Origin of the sequence: Micromonospora sp. WMMD729, from assembly GCF_049315225.1 — a bacterium.
Classification (GTDB): domain Bacteria; phylum Actinomycetota; class Actinomycetes; order Mycobacteriales; family Micromonosporaceae; genus Micromonospora.
On sequence record NZ_CP186059.1, the window covers coordinates 5,839,864 to 5,860,224 of the forward strand.

General features: G+C 71.7%; 16 protein-coding genes. 5 read left to right on the top strand and 11 right to left on the bottom strand.

All coding sequences use genetic code 11. The annotated features are described in order from the left end of the window. Both ACN263_RS26825 and ACN263_RS26830 read right to left on the bottom strand, forming a co-directional pair. On the bottom strand, nt 1–1,200 hold the full coding sequence (locus ACN263_RS26825) for a substrate-binding domain-containing protein (protein WP_422737032.1): 1,200 nt from the start codon (nt 1,198–1,200) through the stop codon (nt 1–3). Between the two features lie 209 nt (nt 1,201–1,409). Further along, nucleotides 1,410–1,649 (bottom strand): hypothetical protein, encoded by a 240-nt coding sequence (locus tag ACN263_RS26830; RefSeq protein WP_422737033.1) that lies wholly within the window; start codon nt 1,647–1,649, stop codon nt 1,410–1,412. Between the two features lie 278 nt (nt 1,650–1,927). Between ACN263_RS26830 and ACN263_RS26835 the strand changes: the two genes are divergently transcribed. Then, complete coding sequence (locus tag ACN263_RS26835) at nt 1,928–2,158, top strand: GntR family transcriptional regulator (protein ID WP_139586398.1); 231 nt, start codon at nt 1,928–1,930, stop codon at nt 2,156–2,158. 559 nt (nt 2,159–2,717) lie between these two features. Here ACN263_RS26835 and ACN263_RS26840 read toward each other — a convergent pair. After that, a complete protein-coding gene (locus ACN263_RS26840) occupies nt 2,718–3,830 on the bottom strand; it encodes a glycerophosphodiester phosphodiesterase (RefSeq protein ID WP_422737034.1) in 1,113 nt (370 codons plus the stop codon). 141 nt (nt 3,831–3,971) lie between these two features. On the opposite strand from ACN263_RS26840, the gene ACN263_RS26845 reads away from it, so the two are divergent. Together ACN263_RS26845 and ACN263_RS26850 are read left to right on the top strand one after the other, a co-directional pair. Then, nucleotides 3,972–5,306, top strand: coding sequence for a TrkH family potassium uptake protein (locus ACN263_RS26845; protein ID WP_422737035.1), 1,335 nt, complete (start codon nt 3,972–3,974; stop codon nt 5,304–5,306). A gap of 16 nt (nt 5,307–5,322) precedes the next feature. Beyond that, on the top strand, nt 5,323–5,991 hold the full coding sequence (locus ACN263_RS26850; protein WP_422737036.1) for a potassium channel family protein: 669 nt from the start codon (nt 5,323–5,325) through the stop codon (nt 5,989–5,991). A 39-nt stretch (nt 5,992–6,030) separates the two neighbouring features. Here the strand turns inward: ACN263_RS26850 and ACN263_RS26855 are convergent, their stop codons facing one another. The 7 genes from ACN263_RS26855 to ACN263_RS26885 form a co-directional block, all read right to left on the bottom strand. Further along, the gene (locus tag ACN263_RS26855; RefSeq protein WP_422737037.1) at nt 6,031–7,680 is read right to left on the bottom strand and encodes a protein kinase domain-containing protein; all 1,650 of its coding nucleotides are present in this window, start codon (nt 7,678–7,680) and stop codon (nt 6,031–6,033) included. Nucleotides 7,681–7,751: 71 nt separating this feature from the next. Further along, complete coding sequence (locus tag ACN263_RS26860; RefSeq protein ID WP_422737038.1) at nt 7,752–9,305, bottom strand: fused MFS/spermidine synthase; 1,554 nt, start codon at nt 9,303–9,305, stop codon at nt 7,752–7,754. Between the two features lie 36 nt (nt 9,306–9,341). Next, nucleotides 9,342–10,313: a coiled-coil domain-containing protein gene (locus tag ACN263_RS26865; RefSeq protein ID WP_422740835.1), complete on the bottom strand. Its 972-nt coding sequence runs from the start codon at nt 10,311–10,313 to the stop codon at nt 9,342–9,344. Nucleotides 10,314–10,561: 248 nt separating this feature from the next. Next, nucleotides 10,562–11,371, bottom strand: a complete 810-nt coding sequence (locus ACN263_RS26870) for an inositol monophosphatase family protein (protein ID WP_422737039.1) — start codon at nt 11,369–11,371, stop codon at nt 10,562–10,564. Next, nucleotides 11,364–11,816, bottom strand: a complete 453-nt coding sequence (locus tag ACN263_RS26875; protein ID WP_422737040.1) for a response regulator — start codon at nt 11,814–11,816, stop codon at nt 11,364–11,366. The genes ACN263_RS26870 and ACN263_RS26875 overlap by 8 nt, the downstream gene beginning before the upstream one ends. Then, nucleotides 11,813–13,540, bottom strand: coding sequence for a sensor histidine kinase (locus ACN263_RS26880; protein WP_422737041.1), 1,728 nt, complete (start codon nt 13,538–13,540; stop codon nt 11,813–11,815). The genes ACN263_RS26875 and ACN263_RS26880 overlap by 4 nt, the downstream gene beginning before the upstream one ends. After that, nucleotides 13,537–14,736: a PP2C family protein-serine/threonine phosphatase gene (locus tag ACN263_RS26885; protein WP_422737042.1), complete on the bottom strand. Its 1,200-nt coding sequence runs from the start codon at nt 14,734–14,736 to the stop codon at nt 13,537–13,539. The genes ACN263_RS26880 and ACN263_RS26885 overlap by 4 nt, the downstream gene beginning before the upstream one ends. 205 nt (nt 14,737–14,941) lie before the next feature. Here ACN263_RS26885 and ACN263_RS26890 point away from each other — a divergent pair, with 205 nt between their 5' ends. Next, nucleotides 14,942–17,362, top strand: coding sequence for a M28 family peptidase (locus tag ACN263_RS26890; protein WP_422737043.1), 2,421 nt, complete (start codon nt 14,942–14,944; stop codon nt 17,360–17,362). A 69-nt stretch (nt 17,363–17,431) separates the two neighbouring features. On the opposite strand, the gene ACN263_RS26895 is transcribed toward ACN263_RS26890, so the two are convergent. Next, nucleotides 17,432–17,923, bottom strand: coding sequence for a hypothetical protein (locus tag ACN263_RS26895; protein ID WP_422737044.1), 492 nt, complete (start codon nt 17,921–17,923; stop codon nt 17,432–17,434). A gap of 284 nt (nt 17,924–18,207) precedes the next feature. Between ACN263_RS26895 and ACN263_RS26900 the strand changes: the two genes are divergently transcribed. Next, nucleotides 18,208–20,358, top strand: a complete 2,151-nt coding sequence (locus tag ACN263_RS26900) for a tetratricopeptide repeat protein (RefSeq protein WP_422737045.1) — start codon at nt 18,208–18,210, stop codon at nt 20,356–20,358. Nucleotides 20,359–20,361 lie beyond the last annotated feature (3 nt).

Below are 20,361 nucleotides of genomic sequence, written 5' to 3' on the forward strand. Positions count from 1 at the left end.
TCAGCCCTTCATGGCCACGGCCGGTGGCGCGGTCTCGTCGCCGGTGAGGCTCTTCTGCGCGGTGGCCGTGAAGTCGGTGCCGCTGCCGGTCAGCTTGGCCTGGAACATCGGCTGGAGCAGCGCGTGGTCGGCGGCGCGGATGGTCATCTTGCCCTTGACCCCGTCGAAGCTCCAGTCCTCCAGCGCCTTGACCATCTTGTCGACGTCATCGCCGCCCTCCTGCACGGCCCGCACCACCATCTGGGCGGCCGCGAAGCCGTCCGGGTGGAACAGGTCGATGGTGTTCACCTTGGCCTTGAGCGCCTTGCTGGCCTCGGTGTCGGACGCCCCGTCGAAGTAGTGCGACAGGAAGGAGATCTTCGCGCCGGCCGCGCCGAACGTCGGCCAGGACGCCCGGATGTCCAGGCCGGTGACGACCGTGGTGGACGAAAGGACGCCCTGCTGGTCGAGGGGCTGCCACATCGCCGGGGCGGTGGTGCCGGCCCAGGCGACGAAGAGCAGGTCCGGCTTGGCGGCCTTGATCTGGCTGGCGAACGGGGTGAACTCGGTGGCGCTGGCCGGCGCCCGCACACTGCTCACGGTGGCGCCCGCACCGCCGATGACGGCCTTCACGGCGGCCTCGTTGGCGTCGCCGAACGCGCCGTCCTGGGCGAAGACCACCACCTTCTTGCCGGTCGGGTCGCCGATGAACGACTTGGCGGTCACCACGTCCTGGTAGGACTGCCGGCCGGACCGGAACGTGTACTTGTTCGCCCCGGTCACCGCGTCCGTGGCGGCCGGGCCGGAGATGAACAGGACCTTGTTCTGCGCCGCGATCGGCGCGACCTGCAACGCCACCCCGGACGCGGTCGAACCGGCGATGATCTTCGTACCCTTGCCGATCAGGTCCTTCGCGGCCGAGACCGCCTTGGCCGGGTCACCGGCGTCGTCGACCTCGGTCAGCTCTATCTTCCGGTCACCGACCTTGCCGGTGCCCTTGGTGGCGAAGTCGAGCCCCGCCTTGAAACCCTCGATGTACTGCTTTCCGTAGCTGGCCAGGGCTCCCGACTGGGAGTACACCAGGCCGACCTTGACCGGGGCGGCACTGTCGCCGCCGCCGGTGGCGGTGTCCTGCGGGCTACCGCAGGCCGTGGCGGCCAACGCCGCGGCCATCATCGTGGCGGCGGAGAGGAACGCCCGCCGCGTGTGCCGGACCGTCATCGCGACTCCAGGTGAGGACAGGATGCTTGGTTGTCGGCTCACGCTAGAAGTGACGTCACCCACGGGCTATGTGGCGGAAACACACAAGTAACGCGAGGGGGGTGGCCCGGGGTTACAGCGGGCCGCACTACCACCCCCGCCCCGGACCTCCCGATGGCCCGTAACGCCACGGATGGATCGACACGTGTGTCGCCCCAAGCCATCCCCCGTCAGCCGCACGGCCCGGCGTGGTCCGCCGGGCGCGGGCACCGCCGCCGACCGCCGAGCAGGTGGTCACAGAAAACCCGATGTCGTACGCACTGAGCGTCCTCCTCCGACACCGTCGTCTCGGCCCGGTCCACGTCGGCAAGGAAGCCCAGCGCCCGGGTGATCGCCCGCGCGAACCGCAACGCCCCCGGCAGGTCAGCGGACACCACCGGCAAGTGCACCACGAAGCGTTCCCTCTCCACGACCACCGTCCTCTCAGCATGGAAGGGCGGTCCGGCGCGCGGGTAGGGGACGCGCATCGGACCGCCCGGCCCCACGCCCGCAGCTCTCGACAGCGGCGGTACGAACGCGGAGCCAACCAGTGGCCCGAACTCCGAGGGGTTTGCCGAACCAACCGGAGCCGGACACCCAGCAACCTACACCAATTGCTTGTGTAGGTCGACGACCGAAATCGCAGCTTGTTGCAGTTATTGGTGCAGGCCGGCATGATCGAGGAGCCGAACCAACCGGAGTCCTCACCATGCCCACAGCAGAAGCGCCCTATCGGCGCATTGCCAACGAGATCGCCGCGAAGATCAAGAGCGGCGAGCTGAAGCCGGGCGACAAGCTGCCGTCCACTCGGGAACTCGCGGAGAGCTACGCCGTGCACATGAACACCGCGTCGCGGGCGCTCTCCCTGCTGCACGACCGTGAGCTGATCACCGGTCAGCCCGGGCGTGGCACCTACGTCGCCGAGCATCCCGGACGTTGACGCCCCGCCACCCTCCCCGCGTCTCCACCGTCGGCCCGCTCCACTTCCGCCGTCGCCGACCGCCCTCGTCGCTCGCGGCCGCCGCCGAAGGCGGGTCGAGCACGCGAAGATCCGCGCAACTTCCTCGTTACTGCTGCCTCCGCCAGGCCTGATGCAGCAACTTCCCTGTTGTTGCTGCAGCAGGCCGACTAGCCCCCGCAAGATCGTGCCCGAACCAGGAAGTAGTGGCCTCGCACTGCCTCCGAGGCCACTACTTCCCTGTTCGAGCGCGATCTTGGGGAGCGTTGCCGTTGGGCGTGCCATCTCCTGTTGAGCCGTATGCCTCTGAGTCATCTTGATGACTCACAGGCATCAGGTCGGCGGGTCTTGGGCCTGCGGGTTGCGTCGGGGACGCCGCTGGCCCGGCATCCAGGGTGGCGGACGACGGGCCAGCGGGTGGGCCGGGCGTGATCGGCCCGGTGGTCGACTCGGAGCGGGTCAGCGGCCGGGTCGAGGTTCGGTGCGCGGGTCAGAGGCGGGCGCAGGTCGGAGGCGGGTGCGGGTCAGCGCCCAACGGCCGTCAGCGGCCGGCGCGGGCGGCGACTGCCGTGTCCGGGTGGTCGCTGAAGACGCCGTCCAGCCCGAGGCCGAAGAAGAGTTCGTACTCGGCCGTGATGTCGCCGCGCGCGTTCGGGTCGGTGCCGATCCGGAAGTCCACCGGGAGGAACTGGTTCTCCGCGCGGAACGTCCAGGAGTGCACGAGCAGCCGCTCGCGGTGCGCGTCCCGGACCACGTTCGTCGGGGCGAGCAGCTTGCCGGCGGCGTCGCGGGGCACGATCAGGTTCTTGTTCGCGCCGATGCCGTCGGCGTACCCGGCGATCCACTTCAGGCCGGCGGCCGTGGCGAGGTCCTGGTAGGTGCGGGTGTCACCGGCGGCGGTGAAGTCGTACGGGCTGCCGGTCGCGTCGAGGAGCTGGATCAGCTTCACGTCGGTGAGGCGGCTCAGCCGGCGCAGGTTGGCCGTCTCGAACGACTGGATGAAGACCGGCGAGTTCTTCCGGTCCAGCTTGTTGCGCCGCAGCACCGCCAGCAACGGCTCCTCCAGCGGCTTGCCGATGGACGTGAAGTAGCTCGGGTGCTTGGTCTCCGGGTAGATACCGATGGTGCGGCCCCGTGCCCGCCCCTCGGTCCGGGCGAGGTCGATGACCTCCTGGAGGGTGGGCACCTCGAACCGGCCGTCGAAGGCGGTGTTCGCCACGCGTACCTGCGGCAGTCGTTCCTTGGCCCGCAGCGTCTTCAGCTCGGCCAGGGTGAAGTCCTCGGTGAACCAGCCGGTCACGGCGACACCGTCGATGGTCTTCGTGGCCTTGCGGGCCGCGAACTCCGGGTGCGTCGCCACGTCGGTGGTGCCGGAGATCTCGTTCTCGTGCCGGGCGACCAGCACGCCGTCGGAGGTGGACACCAGGTCCGGCTCGATGTAGTCGGCGCCCATCCGGATCGCCAGCCGGTACGCCTCCAGGGTGTGTTCCGGCCGGTAGCCGCTGGCCCCGCGGTGGCCGATGACGATCGGCCGGTCGGTGGCCCGGGCACGGTCCGCGTCGGTCGAGGGACCGGCGGCGGCCACGGTGGGCACGGCCACCGCGGCGGCGAGCAGCGCGCCGGCCACGCCGAGGGTCGAGAGGGTACGTCGCAACGCCGTCTCCTGTCATCGATGGTGTCGCAGACAGCAGACCGGTCGTGATTGGCCGGAAGTTGGTCGATGGCTGGCCGGCAGGTGAATCTCCGGAATGGGCGTTCCGACTCCGGCAGGCACCCGGAAAAGGAAGATTGTCTGGTGCACCGGTTACTCCGCAACCCCGTGCGGCTGGTGCCGCTGGGGTTCCTGGTGCCGATCCTGCTCGGCACCGGGCTGCTGATGGCGCGCTGGTCGACCGTCCAGCACCAGCGGCCGCCCCTGGTCACCGCGCTGTTCACCGCCACCTCTGCGGTGTCCGTCACCGGTATGGCGGTCACCGACACCCCCAACTACTGGTCCGGCGGCGGCCTGGTGGTGATCACCCTGCTCACCCAGCTCGGCGGCCTCGGCATCCTCACCGTCGCGGCGCTGGTCATCCTCGTGGTCTCCCGTCGGCTCGGCCTACGCAACCGGCTGCTGGTCCAGGCCGAGACGGCGGAGTTCGGGCTCGGCGACGTGACCCGGCTGCTGAGCCGGATCGCGGTGACCGTCTTCGCCTGCGAGGCGGTGATGACCGCGCTGGTCGCCGGCCGCCTCTGGTGGGCGTACGACTACCCGCCCGGCCGGGCCCTCTGGTCGGGCGTCTTTCACGCCGTCCAGGCGTTCAACAACTGCGGTTTCGCGCTCTACACCGACGGTCTGCTGGCGTTCAGCCGCGACCCGTGGGTGTCGCTGCCGTTGGCGTTCGGTGCCATCGTCGGCGGTCTCGGCTTCCCCGCCCTGTTCGAGGCGGTGCGTGAGTGGCGAAAACCGGCGGGGTGGGCGGTGGCCACCAAGCTGACCATCTGGGGCAGCGTGGCGCTGCTGCTGCTCGGCTTCGTCGGCCTGCTCGCCGCGGAGTGGACCAACGCGAGCACCATCGGCCCGTACGACGTGGCGGGCAAGATGCTCGCGTCGTTCACGCAGATCGCGTTGAGCCGGACCGGTGGGTTCAGCGTGCTCACCATCGGCGATCTCCAGGAGGAGAGCTACCCGCTGCTCATCGTGCTGATGTTCATCGGTGGTGGGAGCGCCAGCACGGCCGGCGGCATCAAGGTGTCGACGTTCTTCCTGCTGGCGTTCACCATCTGGGCGGAGCTGCGTGGGGAGCCCGACGTGACGGTCGGGCACCGCCGGGTGGCTACCGCCAGCCAACGGCAGGCCGTCACGGTCGCTCTGCTGAGCGTCGCGCTGGTCACCGCCGGGACGATGCTCGTGCTGCTGCTCACCGAGGCCGTGCGGTTCGTCGCGGTGCTCTTCGAGGTCACCTCGGCGTTCAGCACCACCGGACTGACCATCGGCCTGGCCGGCGAGTTGCCGAGCAGTGGTCAGCTGGTACTGACGGTCCTGATGTTCATCGGTCGGGTCGGGCCACTCACCCTCGGGTCGGCGATCGCCCTGAACACCCGGCGCAGGCTCTACCGCTATCCCCAGGAACAGCCGATTGTCGGCTAGCGACGAGGAGGTCGAGGTGTCGACGAGACGAGCGGACGGCGGTGGCGTCGTCGTGATCGGGCTGGGCCGGTTCGGCTGCCACCTGGCCGGGTCACTCGCCCGGATGGGCCGCGAGGTGCTGGCCGTCGATCGCAATCCGGATCAGGTGCAGCGCTTCTCCGCCCAGTTCGACCGGGTGGTGCAGGCCGACACGACCGAGGAGGGCGCGTTACGGCAGCTCGGCGTGGCGAGCTTCGGCCGGGCGGTGGTGGCCATCGGGGCGTCCGTGGAGGCGAGCGTGCTCACCGTACTGGCGCTGGTCGAGCTGGGTCTGCCGCAGATCTGGGCCCGCGCCACGTCGCAGAAGCACGCCAAGATCCTGTCGTCGGTGGGCGCGCACCACGTGATCTTCCCGGAGGCGGAGACCGGGGACCGGGTGGCGCACCTGATCGTCAGTCGGCTGCTCGACTTCATCGAGTTCGACGACGACTTCGCGATCGCCACCGTCCGAGTTCCACCGTCCCTGGTCGGTCGTACCCTGCACGACCTGCGCCCACAGGAACGCGACGGGGTCCGGGTGATCGGCGCGAAGGTGCCGGGCGAGCGTTTCCGGTACGCCTCGGACGACACCGCGCTGGTGGACGGCGGAGTGCTGGTCGTGGAGGGCGGGATCGACCAGGTGCAGCAGTTCGCGGGACGGCGCTGACACGTCACTTCGGGTGGTGCGCGCGCCCCTCAGGCGCTTTCACCCTTTTCCCGGACCACCCGGCCCCTTGCCCTTGCCATTGTTCGCCTTCGGCGCCTTCGGCTGCTCGGCCGCCTTCGGTGGCGCGGGCGCCTTGGGGGCGACCTTCGTGGTGGTCTTCGTCGTCGTCTTCTTCGGCGGCGCCTTCGTCGGGGCGGCCTTGGTCGCCGGGGCGGTGGACGGGGTCGACCCGGCCACCCCGGAGACGCGTACCCCGCAAGTCGCGTCGCCGAGCCGGAACTCCACCGGCAGCGGGTTCGCCCCGGTGTACGTCCCCGCGAGGGTGAGCTTCTCGGCCGCGCCGGGCGCCAGCGTGGTCCGCTGCGCCGCGGGGCGGATCTGCACCGCGCCACCCTGCTGCTGCGCCGGGGCGGGCTCGGCCTTGGTCACCTTCTGCTGCCCGGGGAACGTGAAGCTCATCGTCCAGTCGTCGAGCGCCCGGTCGCCGGTGTTGGTGAGGGTCAGCTCGGCCGTGAAGTCCTTGCCGGAGTCGCTGCGCAGCGCGTACGCCACCTCGCAGGGCGCCTTCTCCGGCAGACCCATCCGCGCCTCGGTGGTGGGCCGGTCCTGACCGCTGGCCGGGCTGCGGGAGGTGAGCCCCCACATCGCCCCGGTGACCGCGATCAGCCCGACGGCGGCCACCCCGGCCTCCACCCGCCGACGCCGGTTCGCCTGCCGGATGCGGCTGCGCCGGGTCCGCGACAGCGGAAGGGCGTCCGTCTCCGCCGACCAGGGCAGGATCGTGGTGCCGGCGTTGGCCAGCGCGGTCGCGTCCAGCGGTCCGCCCGCCGGTGACACCGGTATCGCCGTCAGCATGCCGGCCGCCTCGGCGAGGGTCCGGGCCAGCTCGGCGGTGTCCGGCCGGTCGGCGGGTCGCTTGGCGAGGCAGCGCCGCACCAGGTCGGTCACCTCGTCGGGCAGACCGGGCACCGGCGGCATCGGCTCAGGGTCGCTGTACATGTGCGCCCGCAGCATCTGGGTGGTCGTGGTCGCCTCCCACGGCAACCGGCCGGTGAGCATCCGGTAGAGCAGCAGCCCGACGGCGTACACGTCGGTGGCCGGGGACACCTGGCCGTTGTCCAGCCGCTCCGGCGCGAGGTACGCGGGCGTACCCAGCAGCGCGCCGTCCGGCCCCTTCTCGCTCTCCCCCACCAGTGCGGAGATCCCGAAGTCGACCACCTTCACGCCGGTCGAGGTGAGCATGACGTTGCCCGGGGTGACGTCGCGGTGCACGACCCCGCGACCGTGTGCGGTGGCCAGCGCCGAGCTGACCTCCGCGCCGATCGTCACCGCCTCCCGCCACGGCAGCCGCACCTCCCGGCCGAGCCGGGCGGCCAGCGAACCGCCGTCGACGAGTTCCATCACGACGTACGGCACGGTCAGGCCGACCTGGTGGGACTCGCCGTAGTCGTACACGTTGGTGATGTTGGGATGGCAGAGCCGCGCGGCGGCCTGCGCCTCGACCCGGATGCGGTGCCGGAAGGCCCGGTCGGTGGCCAGCCGCGAGGCCAGCACCTTCACCGCGACCTGGCGGCCCAGCACCTCGTCGTAACCACGCCAGACCACCGACATGCCACCCGCGCCGAGCTGCTCGACGAGCCGGTACCGCTCATCGAGGAGTTGCGCGCCGTTCCGGTCCCCACCGCCCATGGTGGCCGTTGTTGCCCACCACGGACCGGGCTACACCTGAAGGATCGGAATCGGTCAGGAATGTCACCCGATCAGGCGGTCGCCAGCAGTTGGTCCACCGGGGCGTAGTCGTCGGTCAGCACCAGCGCCGAGCCGACGAAATCCATGAGGTCCGTGCCGGAGAGCAGGCTGACGGTCGCGTCGACCACGTCGAGGCGGGCGCGCACGGCGGCCAGCGGCAGCGGCGCGTCCGAGGCGACGATGAGGAAGTTGCTGCCCCGCTGCTCGGCGAGAGCTTCGGGCGGGGCGATCAGCGCGACGTTGGTGAACTCGGCGGCGACCGTCGCCAGCTCGGCGCGGATGAAGCGCAGCGGCGGGTAGTCGATGACGTTCTGCACGTACACGCCGCCGGGGCGGGTCACCCGCCGGATCTCGGCGGCCATCTCCCGGGTCGCCAGGTGCCACGGCACCACCAGGTGGCCGAACGCGTCGCCGACGACCAGGTCGCGGCTGTCCGCCGGCTCGCCGGCGACGAGCATCCGGGCGTCGCCGACCACGGTCCGCAGGCCCGACCCCGGGCGTACGCCCAGTTCCCGTTCGCCCAGCTCGACCAGCCCACCGTCGATCTCGAACACCACGTTGTCGGTGCCCGGCCGGGTGGCGGTCAGGTACGTCGGCACGGTGAAACCGCCCCCGCCCAGGTGCAGCGCGTCCAACCGCTGCCCGGCCGGCGCGGCCACGTCCGCGACCGCGCCGATCCACTTCGTGTACGCGTACTCCAGGTGCCTCGGGTCGGCCAGGTCGACGTACGAGTGCTGGGCCGAGTTGAGCAGCAGCGTCCGGCCGCTGGGCCGGTTCGGGTCGGTGACGACCCGGGCGCAGTGGTACGCGGTCTCGATGTCGCACGGGTTCGGCGCGATGGTGCTCAGCCCCGCCCCGAGCAGGCCGAGGATCGCCAGGGCGGCCCGGGCACGGGCCGGACCGGGCAGGCCGCTAGGTGCCTGCCGGCGCAAATACCAGCCGAGTCCGATACCGACCAGGCCGAGGGAGATCGCCAGGGCCAGCAGGATGACAGTGGTGGGCAGCGCGGCGACCAGCACGAACCCGGTGAGCAGGGTGGCGGTGATACCGCCCAGGGTGCCGATGCCGGACAGTCGGCCGACCACCTGGCCGGTCCGGCGCAGGTCGGCGAGTTGGAGCTTCACCACCAGCGGGGTGACCGCCGCCAGCAGCGCCGCCGGCACGAACACGGCGAGCGCCACCAGCAGCAGGATGGCGCTCGCCGCCCCGCCTCGCAGCACCTCGCCGGCGTAGCGCACCACGGGCAGGGTGATCGCGGTGGCGATCCCGGCCAGCACCAGCGCGGGCGCCAGCAGGCCGCGCGGGTCACGCCGGTCGGCCAGCCAACCGCCGGACCACGCGCCGTACGCGATCGCGGCGAGCGCGATGCCGATGACCGAGCTGGTCACCTGGAGGGTCACCCCGACGTACGGGCCGACCAGGCGCAGCGCGACCGTCTCCAACACCAGCACGGCGCCGCTGGAGAAGAAGACCAGGAAGGCGGCCAGCCCGTTGGGCAGCGCCCTGCCGGTGACCGGCACGGGCGGAACCTCGGGAGCCGCTACGTCGGACGATGGGGAACTCATCGTCGCGATGGTACGCAGCGAAGCTGCCGCTCCGGGTCAGTACATCGAGAGATGAACATGGTTCGTGTGGGACGCGGCGGGACTGCCGCTGCCACTGTAGGCACGCCAGCCGGTGCCGGGATGCCAGATCTGCCGGTACCAGATCACGTAGAGCACACCCAGCCGCTCGGCGTTGCGGACGTGCCAGGCGGCCAGGCTGTCCCCGTACGCCTTGTCGCCGCCGGTCGCGTTCTTGTCCTCGAAGCCGTTGGTGGCGGCCGAGAAGTCGCAGGCCCGACCCTTCGGGTGCTCACCGCCGCCACCGCTGCGCTTGCAGGAGACGTGCCGCTTGTAGCCGGCCGCCTGGGTCTCCTTCAGGGCGTGCAGGGTGCGCGGGGTGATGCACCCCGAGGTGGTCGGGTCCTTCACCGAGCAGGACTCCGACGGCCACGACCCGTCGGAGTTGCGCGGCGCCGGCTTCGCCGAGGTGGAGCTGCCGCCGCTGAAGCCGTTGCTGCCACCCGAGCTGACCTCGGCCAGCGCCGCCTCGGCCTCCTTCTTCTTCTTGGCCATCACGGCGAGCTGCTTCTGCTGCTCACGAACCTCGGCGTCGATGGCGATCTTGGCCTGCTGGGCCTGCTGCCGGGCCTCGGTGAGATCGCGCAGCCGCTTGCTGTCCCGCTGGGCCATCAGGTCCAGGTCGGCCGCCCGTTGCAGGAACGCCTGCGGCGTCGCCGTGTTGAGCAGCATCGCCGTGGGGGTGAGCCGACCGGCCCGGTACGACTGCGCGGCCACCTCGCCGACCTGGGCGGTCAGCCCGACCAGGCGAACCTCGACCGCCTTCAGCTCACCGTTCAACGCCGTCTGCCGCCGCTTGGAGTTGTCCAGCTTGGCCTTGGCCTCGATGTGCCCCTTGGCGGTCAGTTCCAGCGCGTCCCGCAGCTTCTTGGTGCCGCCCTCGTCCGGCTCCGCGGACGCGGGCGCGCCTGGCGCGAGCACCAGCGTCAGGGCGGCGAGCAGCGGGAGCAGTACGCGGCGAACGCGCGGCTGACTGAGCCTGGTCCTGGGCACGAAAGCGTCCTTCCGTCGACCGCCGGCCCCCGGGTGACACGCTGCGCGGCGGCGTCCCCGCCGGCGCCGGGCGGCGGCCTGCTGGCGGAGACCGCCGGTCACGATACCGGAACGCGCGGCGGTGACCAGTCCCGCGACCGACCGCCGGCCGCAGTGTCGACGCAGCGTGCCAGCGTGGTTGCGGGCCGCACGCGAGGGCTCGCGATTCAGGAGCTGAGCAGTGCCTCGTGCACCTGGGCCCAGATCTCTTCGTTGGCCGCGACGAGCAGGCCACGACCGTCGTCGGCCGGGTGGTAGTCGACGCCGTCGAACCGGCGGGCCACCCCACCCGCGGCGCGGACCAGCAGCGCGCCCGGCGCATGGTCCCACGGCAGCGTGCGCCAGAAGAGGGCGAACTGCTGCTCACCGGTGAGGATGTCCAGGTACTCCCGGCCGGCGCAGTGCTGGCCGGGCAACAACTCGCCGAGCCGCCGACCACCGGCCCGGACCCGGTCGCGGGTCTCCGGCGGCAGGAAGCGCGTCATCGCCGCGCCGCGGATGTCGCCCGGCGGCGCGACGACGTCGGCGGTGCCGACCGGCTCGCCGTTGAGCAGGGTGCCCTCGTCGGCCAGGCCGGCGGCCAGCGTGCCCGCCAGCGGGTCGAGGATCCAGCCGGCTCGCGGTCGCCCGTCGGTCAACAGCGCCACCATCAGGGCGAACGGCCGGCGGCCGGCGGCGAAGTTGGCGGTGCCGTCGACCGGGTCGACAAGCCACACGTCCCCGGCGTCGCGCAGGTGGCCCAGCAGCGCCGGGTCGTCGGCGACGCCCTCCTCACCCACCACCAGCGAACCGGGTCGCAGCCGGCGCAGCCCGGCGGAGATCAGCTCCTCGGCGCGACGGTCGGCGACGGTGACGACCTCGCCGGGTGCCTTCTCCGACACGTCGTCGTCGTCGAGCTTGCGGAACAGCGGCAGCACGACCTGGTCGGCGGCCTCGGACAGGAGGTCGCCGACGTCGTCGAGCAGGGTGTCAGCCACGCGGCGGCAACTTGACCACGCTGACGAAGAACTCGTCGATCTGCCGGACCACCGAGATGAAGCGCTCGAAGTCCACCGGCTTGGTCACGTAGGCGTTGGCGTGCAACTGGTAGCTGCGCAGGATGTCCTCGTCGGCCTGCGAGGTGGTGAGTACGACCACCGGGATCCGGCGCAACTCCTCGTCCTTCTTGATCTCTTCCAGCACCTCCCGCCCGTCCCGGCGGGGCAGGTTGAGGTCGAGCAGGATCAGGTCGGGCACCACGGCGTCCGCGTACGGGCCCTCCCGTCGCAGGTAGGCCAGCGCCTCCGCGCCGTCGGAGACGACGGTCAGCCGGTTGCGCAGCTTGTGCTCCTCGAACGCCTCCTGGGTCATCAACACGTCACCCGGGTCGTCCTCGACGAGCAGGACCTCGATCGGGCTCTTGCCGTCCGCCGGCGCGGTCATCCCACCGTCTCCCTCATGTCACCCGTTCTACCGCTTTCCGGCGGCCCGTCGGCCCGGTCCGGCTGGTCCGCCCCGGCGGAGTGCTCCGGCTGCGCGGAGGACGCCTCGTCCGCAGGCGTGGTCTCGCCCACCGTGACCTCCTGCGGCTCCTCGGCGGGATCGGCGGCGGCCTCCACGTCCTCCGGACGCGCCGGCAGCGTGAACCGGATGGCGGTGCCCTCCGGTACGTCGGTGTCCACCCAGACCCGGCCGCCGTGGTATTCCACGATCTTCTTGACGATCGCCAACCCGATGCCGGTGCCCGGGTACGCGTCCTTCGAGTGCAGCCGCTGGAAGATCACAAAGATCTTGTCGGCGAACTCCGGCTCGATACCGATGCCGTTGTCCTGGCAGCTGATCTCCCACTCGGCGTCGACCAACCGAGCCGAGATGTGCACCTTCGGCGGCACGTCCGGCCGGCGGAACTTGATCGAATTGCTGACCAGGTTGGCCAGCAGGTTGGTGAGCAGCGGCTCCTCGCCCCGGATCACCGGCAGGTCGGTCCAGGTCAGCTCCGCGTCGGCGTACTGCCGGGCCGCCTCGGTCTGGCCGGCCACGTCGCCCATCACCTTGTTGAGGTCCACGTCCACGAAACCGGTGGTGAGCCGGCCGATCCGGGAGAACGCGAGCAGGTCGTTGATCAGGCGCTGCATCCGCTGCGCGCCATCCACCGCGAAGGCGATGTACTGGTCGGCCCGTTCGTCGAGCTGCCCCGCGTAGCGGCGCTGGAGCAACTGGCAGAAGCTGGCCACCTTGCGCAGCGGCTCCTGCAGGTCGTGGGACGCCACGTACGCGAACTGCTCCAGGTCACGGTTGGACCGGGTCAGCTCCTCGGCCTGCTTCTGGAGTTGACTGTTGACCCACTCGATGCGTTCGCGGGCCTCCCGCACCTCGGCCAGGTCGGAGGCGATCTTCTGGCGCATCGCGTCCACGTCGTCGCCGAGCCGGATGAACTCCGGTGGGCCGACGGTGGCGACCCGGTGCTGGTAGTCGCCCTCGGCGACCTCGCGAACCTGGTCGGCCAGCCCGGTCAGCGGCTTGACCACCATCCGGTCCAGCGAGAGCAGCAGCACCACGCCGGCCACGACGACCACCAGGGCCGCGACGATCAACAGGACGACCAGCACGTTGCTGCTGCTGCGCACGTTGTCGGCGGCCTGCTGCCGAGCGGCCAGAATCTCCTGCTGCAGGTCGTCGACGGCCAACCGGACCTGATCGAACTGCTGCCGGGCCTGCTCGGTGACCAACGCCTGGCCGGCCCGGGTGCCCTCCCGCTCCGTCGTGGTGATCACCGGCTCGGCGACGGTCTCCCGCCACTGCGCCGAACGCTCCTCGACGATCCGCAGCTCCTGACCGATCTGCGGGTAGTCGTTCAGCAGGGCCCGCATCGCGGTGACGGTGGCCTTCTCCTGGTTGAGACCCGCGTCGTACGGCGCCAGGTCGGCCGGGTCACCGCTGACCGCGTACCCGCGGATCGCCGTCTCCTGGTCGAGCACCGCGTTGAGCAGTTCCTGCGACTGCACCCGCAGCGGCCCGGTCTGGTTCAGGATGGCGTCGATCTGGGTGCGGTTGCGGGCGGCGATGGCCGCCTCCGCGACGGCCAGGCCGATCAGCAGCACACCGACGACGGTGAGCAGCGTGATGACCCGGCGGCGCAGACTCCAGCCGCCGACCACCGGCGTCACCGGCCACCACCGCGACTGACCAGCAGCATCGCCACGTCGTCGGCGAGCGGACCGCCGTTGATCTGCTCGGCCCGGCCGACCAGCCAGGCGGGCAGCTCGGGCAGCGACACCTCCCGGTTGGCGGGCTCGTCGAGCAGTCCGCTCAGGCCCGGCACGTCGAGCCGTTCGTTGCCGGTGCCCACCCGTCCCTCGATCAGGCCGTCGGTGTACATCAGCAGGGACCAGTCATCGGTGTCGAACTCCAGGTCGTAGGCGATCGGCCGGCGGGGTCGTACGCCCAGCAGCAGGCCGCCGGGGGCGGGTACCGGAACGACCCGACCGCCGGAGAGCAGCAGCGGCGGCGGATGCCCGGCGAGTCGGACGGTGGCCCGGTTGGCGTCCAGGTCGAGTCGGGTGGTGGCCACCGTCGCGAAGATCTCCTGGAGGCGGCGCTCGCTCATCAGCACCTGCTCGAGAGCCGGCAGCACCTCGTCGTCCGGCACCCCGGCGAGGACGAGGGCCCGCCAGGCCACCCGCAGTTCCACGCCGAGCGCCGCCTCGTCCACCCCGTGCCCGCACACGTCCCCGACGATCAGGTCGAGACGGTCCGGGCGGGTCTGCACCACGTCGAAGAAGTCCCCGCCGATCAGCGCGGCGTGCCGACCCGGACGGTAGAAGGTGTGCACCGCCACCTGGTCGGTCGTCATCAGCGGCTGCGGCAGCAGGCCGCGTTCGAGGCGGGCCGACTCGGCCTGGCGCAGCTCGACCTCGCGCAGCCGGCGGGCGTTCTCGTCGGCGCGCTTGCGCTCGACCGCGTAGCGCAACGCACGGGTCAGCAGCACCCCGTCGACCTGGCCCTTGACCAGATAGTCCTGCGCGCCTTCGGCGACCGCCACGATGCCCAGGTGCTCGTCCGAGCGGCCGGTCAGGACGCAGACGGCGGCCCCGCTGGACATCTCCAGCACCTGGCGCAGCCCGTCCAGCCCCTGGGCGTCCGGCAGGCCCAGGTCGAGCAGGACGCAGTCGACATCGGTGATCCGCTGCCGCGCCTCGCTGAGGCTGGTGGCGACCACCAGGTCGATCATCGAGTTCGTCTCGGCCAGCAGCTCGCCCACCAGGAAGGCGTCGCCCTCGTCGTCCTCCACCAGCAGGACCCGCAGTCGCTCGCCGGGCGGCAGGTTGCCGTGCCGAGCCAGCCCACCGTGCGGGTACGGCACGACTGGGGAGCCGGCCAGGCCGCCTCCCCGGTGCGGCCGGGTCACCGCCGCGAGACGCGGGAGTTCGCTGGTGATGTCGGGCTCCTTCCGAGTGCCCTGCTGATCCTGTATTAGACAACGGTCGCACACAACACGATGGCCGCGGCACGGGGCGGGGATGGGCAGGATCACTGCCGGTCGGCCCCACTACCCTCGAGGAGTTCGGATGGGCGCACCCCCCACCCCCGTCACGGCGGACGTACCGCTCAAGCCAGCTCGGGGCGTACCCCCTGCCGACCGTGCGCTGACCCGACCGCGCCGGCGGCTCCTGGCCGCCGCGGCCGCGCTGGTCGCGCTGGCCGCCGTCGGCGCCGGCAGCCTGCTCGACCTGCGGACCCCGGCGCCCCGACCGGCGGACGCGCCGGCGGGCGAGTTCAGTGCCGCCCGGGCGTACGCGGACGTCCAGGTGATCGCGGCCCGCTCGCACGTCGCCGGGAGCCCGGCCAACGACCAGGTACGCGCGCACGTCGAGCAGAAGCTGCGCGGCCTGGGCCTGGAGACGCAGGTGCAGGACACCGTCGCGCCGGAGGCCGGCCAGCTCAGCGGGGCGGCCGGCGGCGCGACCGTCGCCCGGGTCCGCAACGTGGTGGCCCGGCTACCCGGCACCGACCCGACCGGCCGGGTGTTCCTGGTCGCCCACTACGACTCGGTGCAGACCGGACCGGGCGGCAACGACGACGCGGCCGGCACCTCGGCGATCCTGGAGGTGGCCCGCGCGCTGTCCACCGGTCCACGGCCCCGCAACGACGTCGTCTTCGTGCTGACCGACGCCGAGGAGGCGTGCCTGTGCGGAGCGGCGGCGTTCGCCGCGAGCAACCCGCTCGCCGCCGACGGCGGCGTGGTGCTCAACCTGGAGGCGCGCGGTTCCACCGGTCCGGTGATCATGTTCGAGACCTCGAAGAACAACGCCAAACTGGTGGACGTCTTCGGCCGCGCCGCCCCGCACCCCGTGGGCACCTCGTTCGCGGTGGAGATCTACCGGGCGCTGCCCAACGACACCGACTTCACCGCCTTCCTGGACCGTGGGTTCGTCGGGTTGAACTCGGCGTACATCGACGGCGGGGCGATCTACCACACGCCGCTGGACACGCCCGCCGCGATGGACCGGGGCAGCCTCCAACAGCACGGGGACAACGCGTTGGGCCTGGCCCGGGAGTTCGGCGCGGTCGACCTGACCGAGCTGCGCTCCGGGCACGACGCCACCTACTTCCCGCTGCCGGGTGGGCTGGCCCGTTACCCGGGCTGGCTCGTCCTGCCGCTGGCCCTGCTCGCGGTGCTGGCGGTCGCGGCGCTGGGGTGGCTGACCCGCCGCAGCGGACGGGCCGGCACCGGCCGGCTGGTCGCCGGTTTCGGCCTCGCCCTGGTGCCGATCGTGGCCGCGCCGGTCGCCGCCCAACTGCTCTGGTTGGCGATCACCACGATCCGGCCGGGCTACGCGGAACTGCTCGACCCGTACCGCCCGATCTGGTACCGGCTGGCCGTACTGGCGCTCGCCGCCGCCATCCTGTTCACCTGGTACGCGCTGACCCGCCGCCGGATCGGCCCGGCCGCACTGGCCGTCGGCGGCCTGGCCTGGCTGGCGCTGCTCGGCGTGCTGCTCGCCGTGGCGGTACCCGGCGGGGCGTACCTGACCACCCTGCCGGCCCTGGCCGGCGCTCTCGGGGGCCTGGTCGCGCTGCGCACCCGGCAGACCGGGCCGTGGCCGGTGGTGGCGGTGACCGCCACCGCGGCGGTCGGCGTCGTGATCCTCCTGCCGACGGTGGTGCTGCTCTTCCCCGCGCTGGGGATGGCGATGGGCGGGGTGGCCGCGCTCGTCGCGGTGCTGCTCGGCCTGACCGCGCTGCCGGTGGTCGACCTGCTGCACCCGCAGGCCGGCGGGCAGCGCGGCCTGCTGGCGCTGCGGGCCCGGCGCCGCGCGGCGCTGCCGGCCGGCGCCGCCGCCGTGGCGGCGGTGGTGCTCGCCGGGGTCGGGCTGGCCGTGGACCGCTTCGACGCCGCCCACCCCGCGCCCACCCACCTGATGTACGCCATGGACGCCGGCACCGGGCAGGCGCGCTGGTTGAGCCACGAGACCGACCCGCAGCCGTGGACGGACGGCTACGTGGACGGGGTGGCCAGCGTGGCGGACGACTTCCCCGGCCTCGGCGACGGCGAACTGCGGGTCGGCCCGGCCCAGGCGACCAGCCTGCCGGCACCGAAGCTCGACGTGCTGGCCGACACCAGCGCCGGTGGTGAACGCACCCTGCGGCTGCGCCTCACCCCGCAGCGGGCGGTCCGACTCACCACCCTGCACGTCGACACGACGACCGCCACCGTGCTGCGCGCCGAGGTCGCCGGGCGCACCGTGCCGGTGGAGCCGCGGGCGGGCAGGTGGGGCTTCGGTCTGGTCTTCCACGCCCCGCCGCCGGAGGGTGTCGAGGTCACGCTGACGCTGCGGCCGATCGCCGCGCAGGTGGCGCTGCGGGCGATGGACGCCAGCGACGGGCTGGACGCGCTGCCCGGCTTCCGGCCCCGGCCGCCGGCCGTCGGCGTCGTCGGGTCGCACAGCTCCGAGATGCTGGCCGTCGCCCGCACCTATCCCGTCTGAGAAAGACGAACCGGTGGTCCGGCGGACGTTATATACCGCCGGGCCACCGGTTCGACAATCGTGTTTCTGTCAGTTCACCGGCTCGGGTTGACCGGAGCCGATACGCCGCCAGCGGTTTCCGTCGTGATCGGTGAAGGTCAACTCCACCAGAACGGTGTCGGTCGACGCCTGTAACCGGTGCTCGGTGGTGACCGTGATGAAAAGATCCGCGCTTTCCCGGCCGTGAATACGGCGGACCTGTTTGGCTCCGGCGAGGTCGACGGGGGGATCGTCCGGATCGTCCGACGGCACCAGCCGCGGCAGTACCGTCACGTCGAGCACCGGCGCGTCACTCTCGTTGGCCACGGTCACCCGCAGCACCGCGTTGCCCCGGATCTCGGTGACCGCCGAGACCAGCCGGGCCTGGGTGGCCCGGACCCGCATCTCGTCTGCGCGTCGGGCGCGGATCTCCCGGCGCAGACCGAGGTACACGAAGAGCACACTCGCGATCGAGCCCAACGCGCCGAACCAGTCCGGCACCGAACCCCAGTCGGCCACATCGTCGTACGGCAACCAGTTCATGTGTCCATCGTGGATGCACCACGCGAACGTCGAGGACGGCGGATCGGTCCGAATGACCGACGAATTGTAAATGGCGATGTCGATTCCGGTCGACCGGGTGACCTAAACGGAGAGTGTGCAAGTCAGTACGGCGGTGGATACCCTTGCGGTTGACGTAGGGCGGGTGACGACCCCTCCGAATGTCCACTCAGTGGACATGATCTTTTCTGCCACCCGCCGCGCCGCAATTTCGCCACCGAAGGGGGACCGCATTGACTGCGGACGTTCCACCCGCGGATGCGGGCGTGCGCCGACCTGCCTATGACCGACCGAGTCGCGTCTCGGTCGACCCGCCCCTCGGGCGCCTGGACACTCCACTGCACGGCCGCGACGCGCTGATCGACGAGATCATGCTCCCGGCGGACACCGACGAGGCAGCGCCGTCGGTGCACATCCTGTGCGGCATGGGTGGCTCCGGCAAGAGCCATGTGGCCCTGGAGATCGCCCGGCGGGCACGCGCCGACGGCCGGACCGTCTGGTGGGTGCAGGCCGGCCGGCTCAACTCCGGGATGCGCGAGGTGGTCAGCCAACTCGGCGCGTCGGAGAGCCAGGTCGACCAGGCCTGGTCCGGCATGATCAGCGCCACCGACCTGGTCTGGCGCTACCTCAACCAGGCACGGCAGCCGTGGCTGCTGATCTTCGACAGCGCGGACGAGCCCGCCGCTCTCGGCCCCACCGACGGGGTGCTCGCCGACGGCACCGGTTGGCTGCGCCGGCCGGAGGCCGAGGACGGCATGGTCCTGGTGACCACCCGGGACGGCAACCGTGCCACCTGGGGCACCTGGTCGACACTGCACCAGGTACGTCCACTCGACGCCGACGCCGGCGCGCAGGTACTCATCGACCGGGCCGGCGCACAGGCCGGCGACCTCGACGACGCCCGCGAACTGGCCCGCGAGCTGGGCGGGTTGCCCCTGGCCCTGCGGGCCGCCGGCAACTACCTCCGCTCGGTCAACGCCAGCCTGGTCTGGCGCGGCTCCTCCACCATCACCACCTTCGCCGACTACCGCAGCGCGGTCCAGCGGCGGTTCCGCTCACCGCTGGACGCCCCCGGCGTCGACCTCGACGAATCACTCGGCCTGGAGATCGTCCAGAAGGTCGACGACATCTCCCTGGACCTGCTGGCCCGCCGCGGGCTGGAGCAGAGCCGGCCGCTGCTCAACGTGCTGGCCTGCCTGAGCATCTCCCCGGTGCCCTACGAGGTGGTCCTCAAGCCGGCCATCCTGGCCGGATCACCCCTGTTCGAGGGGCTGACCGCCCGGCAGCGGGTGAAGGTGTTGGAGGGGATCGGCGACCTCGCCCTGGTCGACTTCGACGTCCAGGAGGACGTCACCGACCCGGCCTTCGCGCATGTGCTGTCGCTGCACCCGCTGGTGCACGCGATGTTCCGCGACCGCGACGAGGTCCGCGAGCAGATCGCCGAGTACCACGGCGTCGTCATGAAGCTGCTGCTCGCCGCCACCGAGGGCCAGAATCCGGACGACCCGGCCGCCTGGTCGAACTGGGACGTGCTGGTGCCGCACCTGGTCGAGGCCGTACGCGAGTACCTGGTGCCGCAGAAACACAAGCACGACCCCGAGACGGTACGCCGGGCACTGGAACTGGCCCGGCTGACCGCCCGCTACCTGATCGCCGTCGGTCTGCCCGGCTCGGCCTACGACATCCTCGAACCGATCGTGCGGGGCTGCGCCGCGTACGACCACGACCTGGACCGGCCGCAGGTGCTGGCGCTGCGCCACGAGTTGGGCCGCACCTGGCTGGAACGCAACCAGCCGGAGATGGCCGACCGGGTGCTGCGCGACGTGATCGCCGACCGCACCCGGGTACTCGGCAGCGACGACCCGGACACCCTCGCCAGCCGGCACAAGCTCACCAAGGCGATCATGGCGCAGCGCCAGTGGCCGGAGGCCGAGTCGGAACTCCGACAGATCGTCACCGCGGAGCACCAGGTACGCGGGCCCGAGCACTGGGACACCATGGTCGTGCGGCACAGCCTGGCACTGGCCGTCCTCGCCCAGCACCGCGCCCCCGAGGCCGAGGAGATGCTGCACGCGATCCTGGAGGTCCGGTACCGGCTGTGGCCGTCGAACCAGCCGGAGACCTGGCAGGCCCGGCACACGCTGGCCCGGTGCATGCAGGAGCAGGGCCGCCTCGACGAGGCGGAGGCGGAACTGCGGGCCACCCTGGCCACCGTGGAGCCCCGGCACGCCGACCGCAGCGAGGTGCTCGCCATCCGGGCCACCCTCGCCGTGGTGCTCCTGCTCGCCGGACGGGTCGACGAGGCGATCGAGGTGTACGAGGCCCTGCTGGCCGACCGTCGGCGGCTGCTCGGGGACTTCCACCTGGACACCCTCCAGGTGGAACATGCCCTGCGCCGCCTGCGCAACGGGGAGTGACCG

Coding starts and splice junctions, on each gene's coding strand:
- ACN263_RS26825 (WP_422737032.1), bottom strand. CDS start 1,200: ATGACGGTCCGGCACACGCGGCGGGCGTTCCTCTCCGCCGCCACGATG.
- ACN263_RS26835 (WP_139586398.1), top strand. CDS start 1,928: ATGCCCACAGCAGAAGCGCCCTATCGGCGCATTGCCAACGAGATCGCC.
- ACN263_RS26855 (WP_422737037.1), bottom strand. CDS start 7,680: ATGGGCGGTGGGGACCGGAACGGCGCGCAACTCCTCGATGAGCGGTAC.
- ACN263_RS26860 (WP_422737038.1), bottom strand. CDS start 9,305: ATGAGTTCCCCATCGTCCGACGTAGCGGCTCCCGAGGTTCCGCCCGTG.
- ACN263_RS26875 (WP_422737040.1), bottom strand. CDS start 11,816: ATGACCGCGCCGGCGGACGGCAAGAGCCCGATCGAGGTCCTGCTCGTC.
- ACN263_RS26890 (WP_422737043.1), top strand. CDS start 14,942: ATGGGCGCACCCCCCACCCCCGTCACGGCGGACGTACCGCTCAAGCCA.
- ACN263_RS26895 (WP_422737044.1), bottom strand. CDS start 17,923: ATGAACTGGTTGCCGTACGACGATGTGGCCGACTGGGGTTCGGTGCCG.